General features: G+C 66.7%; 14 protein-coding genes and 1 pseudogene. 10 read left to right on the top strand and 5 right to left on the bottom strand.

Features of this window, described 5'->3' with window-relative positions; genetic code table 11:
• Window positions 1-11: 11 nt before the first annotated feature.
• From BLW43_RS20340 to BLW43_RS20350, 3 genes are all read right to left on the bottom strand, one after another.
• Complete coding sequence (locus BLW43_RS20340) at window positions 12-800, bottom strand: SDR family NAD(P)-dependent oxidoreductase (protein ID WP_093256277.1); 789 nt, start codon at window positions 798-800, stop codon at window positions 12-14.
• Window positions 801-992: 192 nt separating this feature from the next.
• Window positions 993-1991 (bottom strand): hypothetical protein, encoded by a 999-nt coding sequence (locus BLW43_RS20345; RefSeq protein ID WP_093256279.1) that lies wholly within the window; start codon window positions 1989-1991, stop codon window positions 993-995.
• A complete protein-coding gene (locus tag BLW43_RS20350; protein ID WP_217632262.1) occupies window positions 1992-3269 on the bottom strand; it encodes a DsbA family protein in 1278 nt (425 codons plus the stop codon).
• Here BLW43_RS20350 and BLW43_RS23755 point away from each other — a divergent pair.
• On the top strand, window positions 3268-3591 hold the full coding sequence (locus BLW43_RS23755; protein WP_175479027.1) for a hypothetical protein: 324 nt from the start codon (window positions 3268-3270) through the stop codon (window positions 3589-3591). The genes BLW43_RS20350 and BLW43_RS23755 overlap by 2 nt on opposite strands.
• Before the next feature lie 60 nt (window positions 3592-3651).
• Here BLW43_RS23755 and BLW43_RS20355 read toward each other — a convergent pair whose 3' ends face one another.
• On the bottom strand, window positions 3652-5544 hold the full coding sequence (locus tag BLW43_RS20355; protein ID WP_175479028.1) for an arylsulfatase: 1893 nt from the start codon (window positions 5542-5544) through the stop codon (window positions 3652-3654).
• On the opposite strand from BLW43_RS20355, the gene BLW43_RS23165 reads away from it, so the two are divergent.
• From BLW43_RS23165 to BLW43_RS20385, 6 genes are all read left to right on the top strand, one after another.
• Window positions 5528-6304, top strand: coding sequence for a Crp/Fnr family transcriptional regulator (locus BLW43_RS23165; protein ID WP_175479029.1), 777 nt, complete (start codon window positions 5528-5530; stop codon window positions 6302-6304). The two genes, BLW43_RS20355 and BLW43_RS23165, sit on opposite strands and share 17 nt — an antisense overlap.
• A 434-nt stretch (window positions 6305-6738) precedes the next feature.
• On the top strand, window positions 6739-7206 hold the full coding sequence (locus BLW43_RS20365; protein ID WP_093256283.1) for a MaoC family dehydratase: 468 nt from the start codon (window positions 6739-6741) through the stop codon (window positions 7204-7206).
• A gap of 10 nt (window positions 7207-7216) precedes the next feature.
• Window positions 7217-8851, top strand: coding sequence for a PHA/PHB synthase family protein (locus tag BLW43_RS20370; protein WP_175479030.1), 1635 nt, complete (start codon window positions 7217-7219; stop codon window positions 8849-8851).
• Window positions 8852-8862: 11 nt separating this feature from the next.
• Complete coding sequence (gene phaZ, locus BLW43_RS20375; RefSeq protein ID WP_175479031.1) at window positions 8863-9678, top strand: poly(3-hydroxyalkanoate) depolymerase; 816 nt, start codon at window positions 8863-8865, stop codon at window positions 9676-9678.
• Between the two features lie 25 nt (window positions 9679-9703).
• Window positions 9704-10930: a DUF445 domain-containing protein gene (locus tag BLW43_RS20380; RefSeq protein WP_093256289.1), complete on the top strand. Its 1227-nt coding sequence runs from the start codon at window positions 9704-9706 to the stop codon at window positions 10928-10930.
• 92 nt (window positions 10931-11022) lie between these two features.
• Window positions 11023-11391, top strand: a complete 369-nt coding sequence (locus BLW43_RS20385) for a phasin family protein (protein WP_175479032.1) — start codon at window positions 11023-11025, stop codon at window positions 11389-11391.
• Window positions 11392-11832: 441 nt separating this feature from the next.
• Here the strand turns inward: BLW43_RS20385 and BLW43_RS20390 are convergent, their stop codons facing one another.
• Window positions 11833-12954: a hypothetical protein gene (locus tag BLW43_RS20390; RefSeq protein WP_139284167.1), complete on the bottom strand. Its 1122-nt coding sequence runs from the start codon at window positions 12952-12954 to the stop codon at window positions 11833-11835.
• Window positions 12955-13056: 102 nt separating this feature from the next.
• Between BLW43_RS20390 and BLW43_RS20395 the strand changes: the two genes are divergently transcribed.
• From BLW43_RS20395 to BLW43_RS20405, 3 genes and pseudogenes are all read left to right on the top strand, one after another.
• A complete protein-coding gene (locus BLW43_RS20395) occupies window positions 13057-13323 on the top strand; it encodes a type II toxin-antitoxin system prevent-host-death family antitoxin (RefSeq protein ID WP_093256295.1) in 267 nt (88 codons plus the stop codon).
• Entirely contained in the window at window positions 13320-13658 is a 339-nt protein-coding gene (locus tag BLW43_RS20400; RefSeq protein ID WP_093256297.1) for a PIN domain-containing protein, read from the top strand. The genes BLW43_RS20395 and BLW43_RS20400 overlap by 4 nt, the downstream gene beginning before the upstream one ends.
• Before the next feature lie 78 nt (window positions 13659-13736).
• A pseudogene (locus BLW43_RS20405) lies at window positions 13737-14038 on the top strand (IS1634 family transposase); the annotation flags it as partial.

Below are 14038 nucleotides of genomic sequence, written 5' to 3' on the forward strand. Positions count from 1 at the left end.
GTTTACTCGGCTCAGACGCCAAAAATGCGCAGCAGGCGAACCAGCAGGCCGAACGTCCATGGGGCGACATACCGGAGCCGTGGCTTGGCCGCCTCGGCGGCTGAGACGATCTTGTCGACGATGGTGTCGGTCGATCCGACTTCGAGCCACCGCAGTAAACGGTCACCCTTCTCCTTGCGCGCGGCGATCTGTGCAGGCGTGAAGAGCGAGCCCTCCTTCTTCATCCATTCGAACTGATCATTGACCAGTTTCTGGTTGAAGCCGGTGTTGTACGGCCCGGGCTCGACCACGGATACATGGATGCCCTTGCCCAGGACCTTCATTTCTTCGCGCAGGCCGGCCGCAGCGGCGGAAATGGCGAATTTCGTCATCGAGTAGGGCATGACGAACGCTTCGGGTATCCGGCCAGCGAGCGAGCTGATGAAGATGACCGTGCCGCCGCCCCGCTCGATCATCCGCCTGATGGCGATCTGGGTCAGTTCGAGCGACGAGAAGACGTTGACCTCGAACAGTCGACGCAAACGGTCGATCTTGATATCCGCCAGCGACCCGGAAGCGTTCTGCGCCGCGTTGTTGATGAGGACGTCGATGTCGAGATCGGCGACCTTGGCGCGGTCATCGGGATTAGTGATATCCAGTTTGAAGACCTTGGCGTTTTCGCCCAGTTCCCGCTGCAGGCTTTCGATCTCGCCCTCGAAGTGCGTCGTCGCGTAGACGGTGTGTCCACGGGCGATCAGCTTCTTGGCCGTATCCTTGCCGATCCCCGTGCCGGCGCCGGTGATTAGGATTGACTTGCTCATGATTGGCTGGCTCCCGGATTGGTTCCGAAGGGTGAGTCAGGCGCGCGGGGCGCGGGGCTCAGGCTGACGTCTGGACATGGGCGCGAGCGCTCTTGTGGGGGCGATCCATGGGCGCCGGCCCCACATCCTTGGCCAGCGACGCGCCGACGAACGCTGGAAAGACCAGTGGGCGCGGTAGGCGCGCCAGCAGGGTCACGGGACCGTCCCCGACCCGGTTCTCGCCGGTTCGGCCGCGTCGTGCATGACCGTGCCCGCGGTGTCGCCGTTCAGGTCGCCGCGCGGATCGGTGAGGTGGCCGGCAGGGAAAAACACCGCCACCGCCGGGTCGGCGACGTCGAGGCAGAGTTCGTGATTGTTGTCGCCGTCTCCCAGATCGGCCAGCGCGACGGGCGCGACCTCGGCGCGGGTCCCGTCCGCCCGCACCACCGTCACGCTGTAGAGCCGCCCCACCGCCGCGTCCGCGTCACCGCCGCCGGGCTTCGTGACGCCACCGTTCCACGTTACGCGGACGACCTGCCGGACGCCGGCCGGGCACCCGTCGCCCCCGCCCCAGGGCAAGCCTGTCGCACGGCGATCGAGGGCCCATGAGTCTTCCGGTAAATTTTCGGCCCAGACGATGCTGGGGCCGTCCTCGAGCGACGTGACGCGGACCTTCGCGCCATTGAAGTTCACGCTGCCGTCAAGTGACAGAACGTTGCCGACGATCTCGACCGTGGCCGGCTGATCATCGATGTCGCCGAGCTGGCCGACCATGAGCGCCGTGCGTAATTCGCCGTCGTCGTCGGCCGGCGCCAGCGTCAGGCAGGTGACGGGTAGTACTCGGCCAGACGCGGTGACGACCCGGACGTCGCCGGGCTCCAGCGTGGCGATGTCCACCTCGTGCGAGAAGATGACAGGCATGCCGTCGGCGCCGTCGGCGCCGATGCAGGCGACGCGATCCGCGAGCCGTGGCAGGCCGTCATCGAGCCCGAAGAAGGCCGAAATCAGCGCGGCGGGCCGCCCCTGCGCGTCGGTGCGCGCAACGACGTCGGTCGTCGTCGTGTCTGTCTGGGCGTAGGTGTCGAGCGTGCGCTCGTAGGCGAGCACCTCGGGCAGATTGAGCAGCACCGCGGTCTGCGTCGAAGAACAGGAGGCGAGACCACCCGTCAGAACGGCCGCAGCCGCCCATCGGTCGAGCGAAAGACGCGGCATTCAGGCATGCTCCAGGATCTTGCGGGAGACGAGCCAGAGCCGGTCCTGACCCCAGACGCCGAGCACCTGCCGGCCGTCGCGGTCGAGCAGGCGGTAGCTCGGCACCCCCCAGATGCCGCAGCGGTACATGCTGACGCGGTTTTCCTCGAGGACCTCCCGCCAGCTGTCATCGTACAGGTGATGCTGCGCCTCGGTCCAGTCTAGCCCGGCCATCTCGACGACCTTGCGCATGCCGGTGCGGCGGGTCGTGTTGACGCCTCTGGCGAAGGCCGCCTTCAGGAACGCGCCGAAGAAATCCTCGCCCTTGCCGCGCTCGCAGGCCCACATGTACAGGCTGTAGCCCTGCTTGATCGGCTCTCCGATGGGATCATAGAACTTGCCATATTCGACGCCGAGATCGCGGGCTTCGCGGGCGGCGTCCTTCCAGATGTAGAAGCCCTTGTTGAAGGTCGCGGGGACCCCACGCATGACCATGGGCAGGATCGGGCGCATGACGAGCTTGATCCCCGAGCACTTCACAAGCGCCATGGTCGGCTCCCACGAGACGGCCGTGTAGGGGCTGCGCAGCGACGGGTAGTACTCGAGCGTCATCGCCCGTGCGCCTTCGGGAAAGCTGCTCGCGACGGCCGGTTTGGGCGCCACGAGCGGCGCGGCGTCATCCCTGAGGGCGCCGAGCGCGCTGAGGCGCCGCTCCAAATGGCTGAGGCGGTCGACGCCCCAGTACCACTCGCCCTCGTACCAGAACATCGCGCCGCTGTAGTGCTTTAGCGTCGCGCGGCGCGCGTCGCCAGCGGCCAGCTTCGCGTCGACCGCCGCCTGCGGCGCGGTCCCGAACGCCGCCGCGAGCGCCTTGAGCCCCGCCTCGTCGCGCCGCCACAGGCACTCGCTGACGCGCACGCCATCGGTAGCGGCCTGATCGGCGTCCATCCGGCACAGGATCGCACGCGCAAGGGCGGTGAGCGCCGGGGACGGGACCGCGCCATCCGCGGGAAAGTCGAGGCCGAAATGGGGCGCGATCATCGACGAATCCCACCGCGACATCTCCTGCAGAAGGTCGGGCTCGGGGATGTTGTCGTCCTTGAGCGCGGAGACGAGACGAACAACGATGTCGATGTCGTACCGCGCCCGGAGCTTAGCGAGGGATTGAAGCGCCAGATGCGAGTAGCCGTCGTCAACCTGGTGAAAGTATTCCACGACGTGGCGCCGGCCTTCCTTCAGACGTCTGGCTTCGGCCTTGTCGCGTTGCCGCGACCGGCGGTCGTCGTCGATCATCCGCATGAGCATCTTCGACAGAAGCCAGCGCTTGATGACCGATGGGGTGCTGCTCGCCGCCCCGCTTTGTTGCGTGACATTTGTCATTGCTGGAGAACTTCCGCTTCATGCCGATGCGATGCGGCCTCGACTGGGCCACGCCATGCGCAAGTCTCCATGGGCGGCTCCACCGCTCAGTCCTCACCTGGGCGAACAAACACGTGCGGCGAAAGCGTGCGCCGGCTCGAAGCGATCAAAGCAATCCTCCCTCTCTCATACCTCGGACTGGATCACGGTCCCGCGAGAGGCGACTGTTCAAAAAGCGACGGTCGCCGAAGCGGGCGAATGAAGTCTCGGCGTCAACGGCGTGTCGCGCGCCCCGGGCGACGTTTCCGGCCGCCGGGTGCGATCAGGCGGCGGCGCGGCGCCGAAACGCCAGCCGGATCAGGCGCACGGCCCCAAAGGCGAGAACCGCCAGAACGCCCAGCACTGGCGCGAGCAGGTACCAGTAATTGACCGCCGTCTTTTTCAGCGCGTTGATGTTCGCCTGCTTTCTCGCGCTTTCGCCGGGCGCGAGCTCGAAGACCCCCATCTCGGCGGCGTAGGCGTCGTACTCTGCGATCATCTCCCGGAACAGGTCGGGCTGCTGCGCCGACAGATCGTTGGTCTCACCGGGATCGGACCCGATGTCGTACAGGCGCCACGATCCGTCGCCCAACGGGTCCAGCGTCTTGGTGATCTTCCAGTCGCCGCGATAGAGCGCAGCGTTTCCGCTGACCTCGATGGCGAAGGCGTCGTCCTCGCCGTAGACGCCGTCCGCGGCGCCTGTCAGCATCGGCTTGAGGCTACGGCCGGTGAACGCGTTGGCCGCGAAGGGGATGCCGGCGAGATCCAGCATGGTCGGCGTGAGGTCGGCCACCTGCGCCCGCCCGCCGACCAGACCGACGGGTGCGACGCCGGGTCCCGAGATCACCAGCGGGACGCGTACGCCGCCCTCGGTTGCGTTGAACTTGAACAGATGGAGCGGCGCCGCGGAGACCGACGCCCATTCCTGCCCGATCGCGGCCATGCTGCCGCGCAGCCCGAGGTTGTCGACATCCGTGTCCCACCCCTCATAGGCCATCCAGGCCTGCTCGAAGGACCGCATCGGCTCCGGAGAGGTCTTGCCGAGGGTGTTGTATTCCGGGCCGTTGTCCGAGGTGACGATGACGATGGTGTCGTCGAGGACGCCCCGCGCCTCGAGGTGGTCCAGCAGCCGGCCGAGGTGGAAGTCCGCCGCCTCCATCATGCCGGCGTTCACCTGCATGGCGCGCGCCCAGTACGCCTTTTCCTCCGCGCTCAGCGACGCCCAGGGGCGGCTGCCGACCGCCGGGGTCGGCAGGACGGTCGTCTCGGGCACGAGACCAAGCTCGATGGCGCGCTGCAGGCGCTGCTCGCGCATGACGTCCCAGCCCGCGTCGAAGACGCCGTTGTAGCCGTCGATGTACTCGATGGGCGCCTGCACGGGCATGTGCACCGCCATGAACGAGACGAAGCCGAAGAACGGTTTCCCGGGGTCGGCCTGATCGACGTATCCGATCATCCTGTCGACGATGTCGCGCGACGAATAGAAATCATCCGGCAACGGGACGCGCTCGCCGTCTTCGTACCACGGCACTTCCGTGTAGAAAGGCAAGTACGGCTTGTCGCTGTAATTGTCGGACCCGGTGGAGTCCATCACCCAGGACCGGTCGAAACCGAACCGGTGCGGCAGATTGGCCCCGATGTCGCCGATGCCCCACTTGCCCGAGATGAAGGTCTGGTAGCCCTCCGCCTTCAGCATCGAGGCGATCGTCGCCTGATCGTCGCGCCACGTCATGCTGTAGGCTGGGAGTTGACGCATCTCGTCGGTCAGCACCTCCGTCAGCGTGCCGGCGCCCACAAGGTGAGGGTCGAGCCCGGTCATCAGCGCGGCGCGGCTGGGGCCGCAAAGCGGCGTTGAATAGTAGCGCGCGAACTGCGCGCCGGTCAGGTTCAGCGCGTCGATGGTCGGCGTGCGGGTGTCGCTGCCGTATGCGCCGAAATCCATGAATCCCGCGTCATCGAGCACGACGAGAAGAATGTTCGGCCGCCTTTCGGCCGATTGTGCGAATACCGGGAGCGCTGCAATCGCGCATCCGACGGCGAGCGCGCCGCCAAGCCACCGCTGCATGCCTACTTCACCTCCCCAATTGTTGCGGTGCAATATAATTGCGGCGCTCAACTTTGGTCTGTACAAAAGTTTACGGTTGAGAAACCCTCGCGTCATGACATCGACTTTCAACAATTACGCCGCCGGCGTGATGGACCTGTTGCCGCAAGACGCGCGCGACGCCGTGCTGGCGTCAGGCACCCGCATGCGGCTGAAGAACAAGCAGCTTGTCCAAAGCAGGGGGCACCGGAGCATTGGTCTCGGAATCATTCTGAAAGGCAGAATCCGGCTGATGACCATCGGCGTCGACGGCACGATGCATCTGACGGCGATCCTCGGTCCGGGGCAGCAGTTCAACGAGGTGACCCTGTTCGCGAACGCGCGACGCACCCACGACGCCGAGGCGGTCGGCGAAACCGAGATCCTGACACTGACGGCGGCGGAGTACGAACGGCTCTCCAAGCAGCACCCCGTGCTGGTCGAGGCGCTGCTGATCAGCAACGTGCAGCGCGTTCATCAACTGGTCGAGATATTGAACGACCTGCGGGCGCAGACCAAACTGGTGGCCCTCGCCCGCGTCCTGCTCAAGAATGCGTGGCACGCTCGCGGAGACAGTCAGAAGAACAGTCTTGAACTTGACATCGCCCAGGAAGACATCGCGATGTTTTTGGGCGTCACTCGCCCATATCTGAATCAGAAACTCGGGCAGCTTTGCGCGCTTGGATTCATAGAGCTGTCTTACCGCAAGATCCGGGTCGTCGATCTGGCGAGACTCAGCAGCTGGATCCAGGACCAGCTGACATATGATGCGGTCGAGGAATGCGACTACGTGCTCATCAAAGAAGAGGGCCGGGCCCTCAGCGACGCGCAGCGCTGGCAAAGCGAAGTCTGACTGAGGCGCCGCCTCGCTCGCATCCGCGAACCGTGATCCGCCGCGGCGCGCGTCCTCCAGTCTGAAATCACCCGCCAATCCCGCCCGTGCCCAACGCCGGTTCACGCGCTGAGAGGCGGATCTGTTGACTAATGATCAGACTGAACGGCGCGCGCCCGCCTAATCAGATTGCATCGTCTCAACTGGGAGGCATGGAAGTGTATTTGCGCGGCCCGATGGGGATGGCGATCGCTTCGAGACATCGCCACCGGGTTCATCTTGACTGGCCAAGGGAGCGCCACGGATCCCGCCGCAACGGCGACGGCACGCAAACCCGCGCCGGCGGCGTCGGCGGTAGCCCGTAGGCGACGGCCGCGCCCACCCCAGAGACCAGCCAGCCTTCGCTCGTCGTCTCGGCGATCGACAACGACAAGACCGATCAGGAGGAAAAACGTATGCCACAACCGGAAAACTATTCGGTCAACAACCTGAACGACCACATCGGTCACGACTTCGGTACGTCGAATCCCATCGTCGTCAGCCAAGACATGATCAACGCATTCGCCGATGTCACCGGCGACCACCAGTGGATCCACGTCGATGTCGAGAAGGCCACCCATTGCGGCCCTTTCGGCGGGCCTGTCGCGCACGGGTTTCTGACGCTCTCGCTTCTGGCGGCGTCGACGGAGTCGGTCGGCGTCGCGCCCAGCGACGCCAAGGCGGTGGTCAATTACGGGCTGGGCGGCGTCCGGTTTCCGGAGCCGGTGCGCAGCGGCTCGACGGTCCGCGCCCGCTACACGCTGGCGCATGTGGAGACGAAAGCGCCCGGCGCGCAGCTGATGACGCTGAAGGCCGAACTGAAGGCGGATGGGGCCGACAAGCCGGCCGTCGTGGCGGAGCTGCTCGCCATGGTCATGGGCTGAGGCGGCGGTCATGACCAACAATGCGATGGAGTCGTCGACGGTGCTGGCGAAGGCCATGGGCGAGCTCGTGACGGCGTCTCTGAAGCGACCCGACAGGCTTTTCCTCGCCTATTCGGAGGCGCTGAGCGCCACGGTCGCCACCATGACCGGAGCCTCCGAGGTGCGGCCCGAGAAGGGCGACAAGCGCTTCAACGATCCGGTCTGGTCGTCGAACCCGGGATACAAGGCGCTCATGCAGACCTACCTCATCTGGTCGAAGGGCATGAACGACTGGGTCGAGACGCTCGACATGGATGGGCGGAACAAGCTGCGCGCCAAACTCGTGACCTCGATTTTGACGGACGGCGCCGCGCCCACGAACATGCTGGTCGGCAACCCCTCCGCCATGAGCAAGACCCTGGAGACAGGCGGAAAAAATCTCGTCTCCGGCGCGAAGCACATGATCGACGACATTCTGCACAACGGGGGGCTGCCTTCATCCGTCGACAAGTCGAAGTTCAGGGTCGGGAAAAACATCGCCGTCAGTGAGGGCGATGTGATATATCGAGACGAAATTCTTGAGCTGATACAATACATCCCCAAAACAGATAAAGTGTTTGCAACGCCGATATTCATCATTCCGCCGCAGATCAACAAGTTCTATGCATGGGATCTGGCGCCCAATCGTTCCACGGTCGAGTTTCTCGTCCAGCATGGCCACACGGTTTTTCTCGTCAGCTGGCGCAACCCCGGCAAGGAACACGCCGACTGGGGGATGGACCACTATATCGCCGGTCTCGACCGCGCCTCGGAGGTCGCCTGCGAGATCTCGAAGTCGAAGGAGCTCAACATCGTCGGCGCCTGCTCCGGCGGCATCACGGCCTCGCTTCTGATGGCGTACTGGGCGGCGACCGGCGTGAAACGCGCGAACACCTTCACCCTGCTCGTCGCCATCCTCGACGTCGAGGGCGCCAAGGACACCGCGATGGGGCTGTTCGCCAACATCGAGACGCTCGAACTGGCGCGGATGTTCTCGCGCACCCAGGGCGTGCTGCCGGGCAGCGCGCTGCAGAAGGCCTTCGCGTGGCTGCGCCCCAACGACCTGATCTGGGCCTACTGGGTGAACAACTATCTGCTCGGCAACGAGCCGCCGGCCTTCGACATCCTTTTCTGGAACTCGGACACGACGAACCTGCCCGCGGCCCTGCACAGCGACATGATTTCGCTGATGGAGAAGGGGGGCGCGCGGCGCGGCGCCGATCTCAGGGTGCTCGGCGTGCCCGTCCGGCTTGAGGAGGTGACCTGCGACAAGTTCCTCGTCGGCGGGACCACCGATCACATCACGCCGTGGCAGGGCTGCTACCAGTCGGTGTCGACCTTCGGCGGCAAGAACGACTTCGTGCTGAGCGAGGCCGGTCATGTGCAGTCGATCATCAACCCGCCCAGCAACCCCAAGGCGCGCTTCATGGTCAACACGGGCGCGCACGCCACGCCCGACGAGTTCCTCGCCGGCGCCGAGATCCGCCAGGGCAGCTGGTGGCCCTATTGGGCGGAGTGGCTGAAGGAGCGCTCCGGCGCCGAGATCGCCGCCCCGAAGAAGCCCGGCGCGACGAAGTACCCCCCACTCTGCGCCGCACCCGGGACCTATGTCCTCGAAGGCGAATGAAAGGCGGCTCCGTGGACATCAAATCCGAAACGATCACGGTGATGGGGCAGGACTGGAACGTCGGGGTCATGGGCCCCGACGACGCCGACCAGACGCTGCTGCTCTGCAACGGCATCGGGGCGAGCATCGAGACGATCTCGCCCTTCTCCGATCATTTCAAGCGAACGCGCCTGATCGCCTTCGACGTGCCCGGCGTCGGCAAGTCGCCGACGCCCTTCTCGCCCTACCGGCTGACCAATCTCACGCGCATGCTCGACAGGATCCTCACCGAGCTCGGCGTCGGCCGCGTGAACGTGTTCGGGGTCTCGTGGGGAGGGGCGCTCGCCCAGCAGTTCGTCCACGACTTCCAGCCGCGGTGCCGCTCGCTGACGCTGGCGGCCACCTCGGCCGGCATGGTCATGGTGCCCGGCAAACTGAAGATCCTGCGCAAGCTCGTCACGCAGAAGCGCTACGAGAACCCCGAGCACATGATGGAGATCGGGGCCGAAATCTATGGCGGCGATGTGGCTTTCAACAAGGAGCTGTTGCGGGGGCACGCGATGGCGATGCGCGCCGGCGACAAGAGGGGCTACACGTATCAGCTGCTCGCCGGCGTCGGCTGGACCAGCTATCTCTGGCTCGGGCGGATCAAGGTTCCGACCCTGATCCTCATGGGCGAGAAAGACCCGATCATTCCTTCGATAAACGGAAAGATCATGGCCAAGAGGATGCCGAACGCGACGGTCGAGACCGTGCCCTGCGGACACATGTTCGTGCTGACCCAGGCTGCCGACGTCGCCGACCGTGTCGAGGCGTTCATCCACGACCGGGCGGTCGAACCGGCCTGAGACGGCGTGGAGCGCGTTGGCGAGCATGGACCAGGATGATCCGATCGGCCCCATCCGCCGGACCGCAACCGGCATCCTCGCGGTTCTGGCCATGGTCTACGCGGCCAGCTTCCGGGTGGAAGACCCCGACTTCACCGTCCTGCTCATCCGCTCCATGGCCGAGGCGGGCATGGTCGGGGCCCTCGCCGACTGGTTCGCCGTCGAGGCGCTGTTTCGCCATCCGCTGAACCTGCCGATCCCGCACACCGCGCTGCTGCCGCGCAACCAGAAACGGGCCGCGAACAGCATCGCCCGCTTCATCGACGAATACTTCCTCGTGCCCGAGCAGGTGCTGCTGCAGGTGCGCAAGACCAACCCGGCGCGCCTCGCGGCGCAGTGGCTGGCCGATCGCGCCAACGCGACGTTGCTGGCGCGCGAACTGGCCTTCGCGCTGCGGCTGTTGCTGACGCAGCACCTCGATCGCGGCGTCCGGATCGGCGCCAGCGCGGAGGTCCGCGACATCCTCAGGGCCGTCGCCGAGCCGGAGGACCTGTCCTCGACCATCGCCGCGTTTCTGAAGGACACGGTGCGCAGCCGGCTGATGGACGACATCATCGCCGAAGTGCGCAAGGTTCTGGACGAGAACCGCGACACCGTCACCGAGATCGTGCAGGACCGCAGCCGCTGGTGGATCGCGTCAACCGTCGACCGCGGGATCGTCAGGGTGCTGGTCGACGGCATCCTGTCGATCATGGACGACCTCGCCGATCGCGACTCGGCGCTGAGGCGGGACTTCGACGGGTCGGTCGTCAGCCTCGTCGACGGCATACAGCAGTCGGGGCGCATCGCGGCCTTCCTCGCGGAAGCGCAGGACAGGTACATCGACTCTCCTGGCTTCGCCGTGGCCATCGATGCGGTGCTGGAGAAAGCCCTCCAACAGCTGCGGGACACTCTGGAAGAGAAACCCGACAGCTTCGCCGAGCACGTGGCCGGCGCGATCGGGCGGTTCGCAGAAAGCCTTCTCGAAGACCCGGAACTGCAGGAAAAACTGAACGCGAGGCTCGTGTCAGGGGCCGCATCGTTGGTTGAGACCGCGCGGCCGGCGATTGTGGCCTACGTCACCAGGATCATCGAGGAGTGGGAGAGCGACGATCTTGTCGCGCGCGTCGAGCGCGAGGTCGGCCACGATCTCCAGTTCATCCGCATCAACGGCGCCGTTCTCGGCGCGCTCGTCGGCGGCGCGCTGCATGTGATCACGAGCGCCGCGCACTGAGGACGCCGGCGTCCGACCGTGCGCGATTTATGTTGCAATGCAGCATGGCATGCATTACGTTTACGTTAGGGTCAAGAAAAGGGAGACTCACCATGACCGAGATCATTGAGACGACGACTGACGCGACCACGCCGTCCACCACCGTGACCGCGTCGAAAATGCTTGGCGCGCTGGCGTCCGCGAGCCGCAACGCCGTGGCGGGCGTCATCGAAGTCGACAAGGCCCTGTTCGGCTACGCCCGGGACGCCGTCACCGGTTACGTCGAGCTCGGCAAGGAGACCATCCAGGCGAAGAGCCTGAGCGATGTCCTCGACCTGCACGTCGCCCGCGCGCATGCCCGCATCGAGGCGACCGCCGCCAACACGCGTGAGATCGTCGAGCTGACCCGCGAAAAGCTCAGCGAGACCTATGCGCCCGTGAAGGAAGTGGTCGCCGCCTACCGCGCCAAGGATTTGGCGTAAGCGCAAGATTGTGGATCGGCGCAGGGTTTCGACACCGATCGGTGTAGAAGCCCAGCGCCGATCCCCACGCGTGAGGCGCCCGCAATGCCCGAGCCGGTTCAGAGGCGTTCGAGACACTTGGCGATGTTAGCTCGGAGGAACAGAGACGCAGCGTGTGAAGAAGCGCGATTCAGGGCCCCCTCTCGCCCACGATTCAACAATCACTTCGACGCTTATCAGCGTCAGGCCCCCTACCGATCCGCAAGAAGAGCCGCCTGACGGGACGGCTCGGAGCTTGCCGTCGCGAACGGCTGGTTTCACTCGAACCTCACACATTCCTCGACTGACGGCTTTGGCGCAGGCCCGGCGGTCGCCTCGCCCGGCGCCTGTCGACGGCGAGCAGCGGCTCCTGCGTGAGCCGTCCAACTGGGACTCGTGGCGCCCGGGCGAAGCCGCGACGCGTCAAGGGCTCGCCGCCCACATCCTGAAGCGCCCCTGACGGCTGATCTCTCGGGCGACGCCCCGCTCGGCGAGCAGGGCGAGATTGCGCTGCGCCGCCGAGACCGAGACGCCGCCCGCCTCGCTCGCGTCCTGCGCCGAGACGGCGACGCGCTGGCCAAGCAGCGCGACCAGCAGGCGCGGCGTGCGCCCGGTGAGATCCGCGACCGCGTCGTCTGCCCGGAGCCGCCACGACTGAAGCCGCTCCAGCGCGACCAACGCCTCAGCGCATCCCGTGGCGAGGTCAGCGTAGAAGCCGCGCAAGCGCTCCACAGGCCGCTCGCCGCCGGGCGTCCGCCGGCGTGCGAGCGGCGCGAAGGGCGCCCCTCCCCTGCCCGCCCTGGCCGCGATCTTCATCGCCGCGACCGCCGGCTCGACGACAGCCGTCGCGTCGGAGAGACCTGACAGCCGCCACGCCCGTTCGGCGACGCACCCTTGAGTGAAGCGGTGCGCCGCACGGAGGCCGCGGACCTCGGCGGCCCAGCTCTCCGCCGCCGCGATCCACGCGCCGCCCCGGACGCGCGCGAACGCCCCCCAGGACGCGGAAAAATCATCGCAGCCCCCGCTGTCACCCTCCCCTTCGCAGCGCGGCGTCCGTCCCTCGAACCGCGCCAAGGCGCCCGCCGAAGCGAGCGTCCAGCGACCGCGCGCGAGGCGTCGGGCGGCCCAGGCGGCGCGCGCCAGGCCTGCGTCCTCCTCCGAGCTGCGCCCGATCCGCGACGCACCCCAGAGCGAAAGCCGCTCGACCTCGACGGGCGCGCCTTCGGCCCAGAGCAGCGCCGCCGCCTGCCCCAGCGCGAGACGCTCGACGGCGGCGCGGGCGTGGGCCGCGTCCCAGGCGCGCAGCCGCTCGTCGAGCCGGGCAAAGGCCTCGACGGCCTCGGCCAGCGGCCGGGCGAGCGCGGCCTCCGCGTCGAGCCAGGCTTCCGGCCCGGAGCCGGCCGATCGGGGGATCGGATCGACAGGCGAGACGTCGGGATCGATCAGCCGCAGCGGGTCGAGCGCGTCCTCGTCGTCGGCTGCGTCCCAGATCGACCGAAGCGACGGCTCTTCGTCATCATCAACGGTGGACCCGCGGCCCGTCATGCCCGTGGTCCGACGCTGGACGCGCCGCCGTTGCGCGCCGCGCGACATCGGCTTATCTGTCCAGCTACCTGGACAGATGGAGCCATGAGAGGACGCCCCGCGATGAGCTGGTCGCTGCAGGACGCCAAGAATCGCTTCAGCGCCGTGGTCGAGGCGGCGCTGCGCCAGGGGCCGCAGGCGGTCACGCGCCGCGGCCGCCCGGCGGTGACGGTGATCGCCACCGCCGAGTACGAGGGGCTGCGCCGCGCGGCGGCCGCGTCGCGTCCCGATTTCCGGGCCCATCTGCTCGCGATCCCGCCGGCCGAGGCGGGCGCCGCGGACGAATTCCCGCGGGCGGGCGCCGCGCCGCGCGCCGTCGATCTGTCGTGATCCTGCTCGATACGGACGTCCTCTCGGCGCTGCGCCGGCCCGAGCGCCATCCCCGGGTCGCGGCCTGGCTGATGTCCCAGGACGAGGGCGCGCTCTTCGTCAGCGCCGTGACCATCGGCGAGATCGCCCGCGGGGTCGCGCTGGAGGCGCGGCGCAACCCGGCCGCCGGGGCCGTGCTCGCCGACTGGCTCGACCGGACCTGCCTGCAGTTCGCGGACAGGATCCTGGCTTTCGACGCCGAGGCGGCCGGAGTTCGACACTTCCGGCCCCGATTTTCGGGCACCCGGACCGTTAGCCTCTGGGTAATCAATAACTTAGCCTTTGCCCGGGGGTGATTTCAGCGAAGTTGTGTTGTGGCACGTCATCGGTATTTCACGATGGAAAGCAGTTTTCTGCCGTGATATCGTTGCGGCATGTACACGAAGATCACCCGGTCGGGCGGACGACGCTATCTGCAGCTGGTCGAGGGCTATCGTGATGATGCGGGAAAGGTTCGCCACCGCGTGATCGCGAACCTGGGGCGGATCGAGGATCTCACGCCCGAGAAGCTGGATCCCCTGATCAGTGGGCTCAACCGCGTCCTGGGCCGGGCGGAGAACACCGCCTCGCACCTCACCCACGAACCCGCGCAAAGCTACGGCGACGTCTTTGCGCTGCACGAGCTGTGGAAGGATCTCGGCTTCGACCGGGCGCTGAGCCGCGCGCTGCGCTCGGG

It is taken from the genome of Rubrimonas cliftonensis (assembly GCF_900107585.1).
In the GTDB taxonomy this organism is placed as follows: Bacteria; Pseudomonadota; Alphaproteobacteria; order Rhodobacterales; family Rhodobacteraceae; genus Rubrimonas; species Rubrimonas cliftonensis.

Coding starts and splice junctions, on each gene's coding strand:
- BLW43_RS20340 (WP_093256277.1), bottom strand. CDS start 800: ATGAGCAAGTCAATCCTAATCACCGGCGCCGGCACGGGGATCGGCAAG.
- BLW43_RS20345 (WP_093256279.1), bottom strand. CDS start 1,991: ATGCCGCGTCTTTCGCTCGACCGATGGGCGGCTGCGGCCGTTCTGACG.
- BLW43_RS23755 (WP_175479027.1), top strand. CDS start 3,268: ATGAGCATCTTCGACAGAAGCCAGCGCTTGATGACCGATGGGGTGCTG.
- BLW43_RS20350 (WP_217632262.1), bottom strand. CDS start 3,269: ATGCGGATGATCGACGACGACCGCCGGTCGCGGCAACGCGACAAGGCC.
- BLW43_RS23165 (WP_175479029.1), top strand. CDS start 5,528: ATGACATCGACTTTCAACAATTACGCCGCCGGCGTGATGGACCTGTTG.
- BLW43_RS20365 (WP_093256283.1), top strand. CDS start 6,739: ATGCCACAACCGGAAAACTATTCGGTCAACAACCTGAACGACCACATC.
- BLW43_RS20370 (WP_175479030.1), top strand. CDS start 7,217: ATGACCAACAATGCGATGGAGTCGTCGACGGTGCTGGCGAAGGCCATG.
- BLW43_RS20380 (WP_093256289.1), top strand. CDS start 9,704: ATGGACCAGGATGATCCGATCGGCCCCATCCGCCGGACCGCAACCGGC.
- BLW43_RS20385 (WP_175479032.1), top strand. CDS start 11,023: ATGACCGAGATCATTGAGACGACGACTGACGCGACCACGCCGTCCACC.
- BLW43_RS20390 (WP_139284167.1), bottom strand. CDS start 12,954: ATGACGGGCCGCGGGTCCACCGTTGATGATGACGAAGAGCCGTCGCTT.
- BLW43_RS20395 (WP_093256295.1), top strand. CDS start 13,057: ATGAGCTGGTCGCTGCAGGACGCCAAGAATCGCTTCAGCGCCGTGGTC.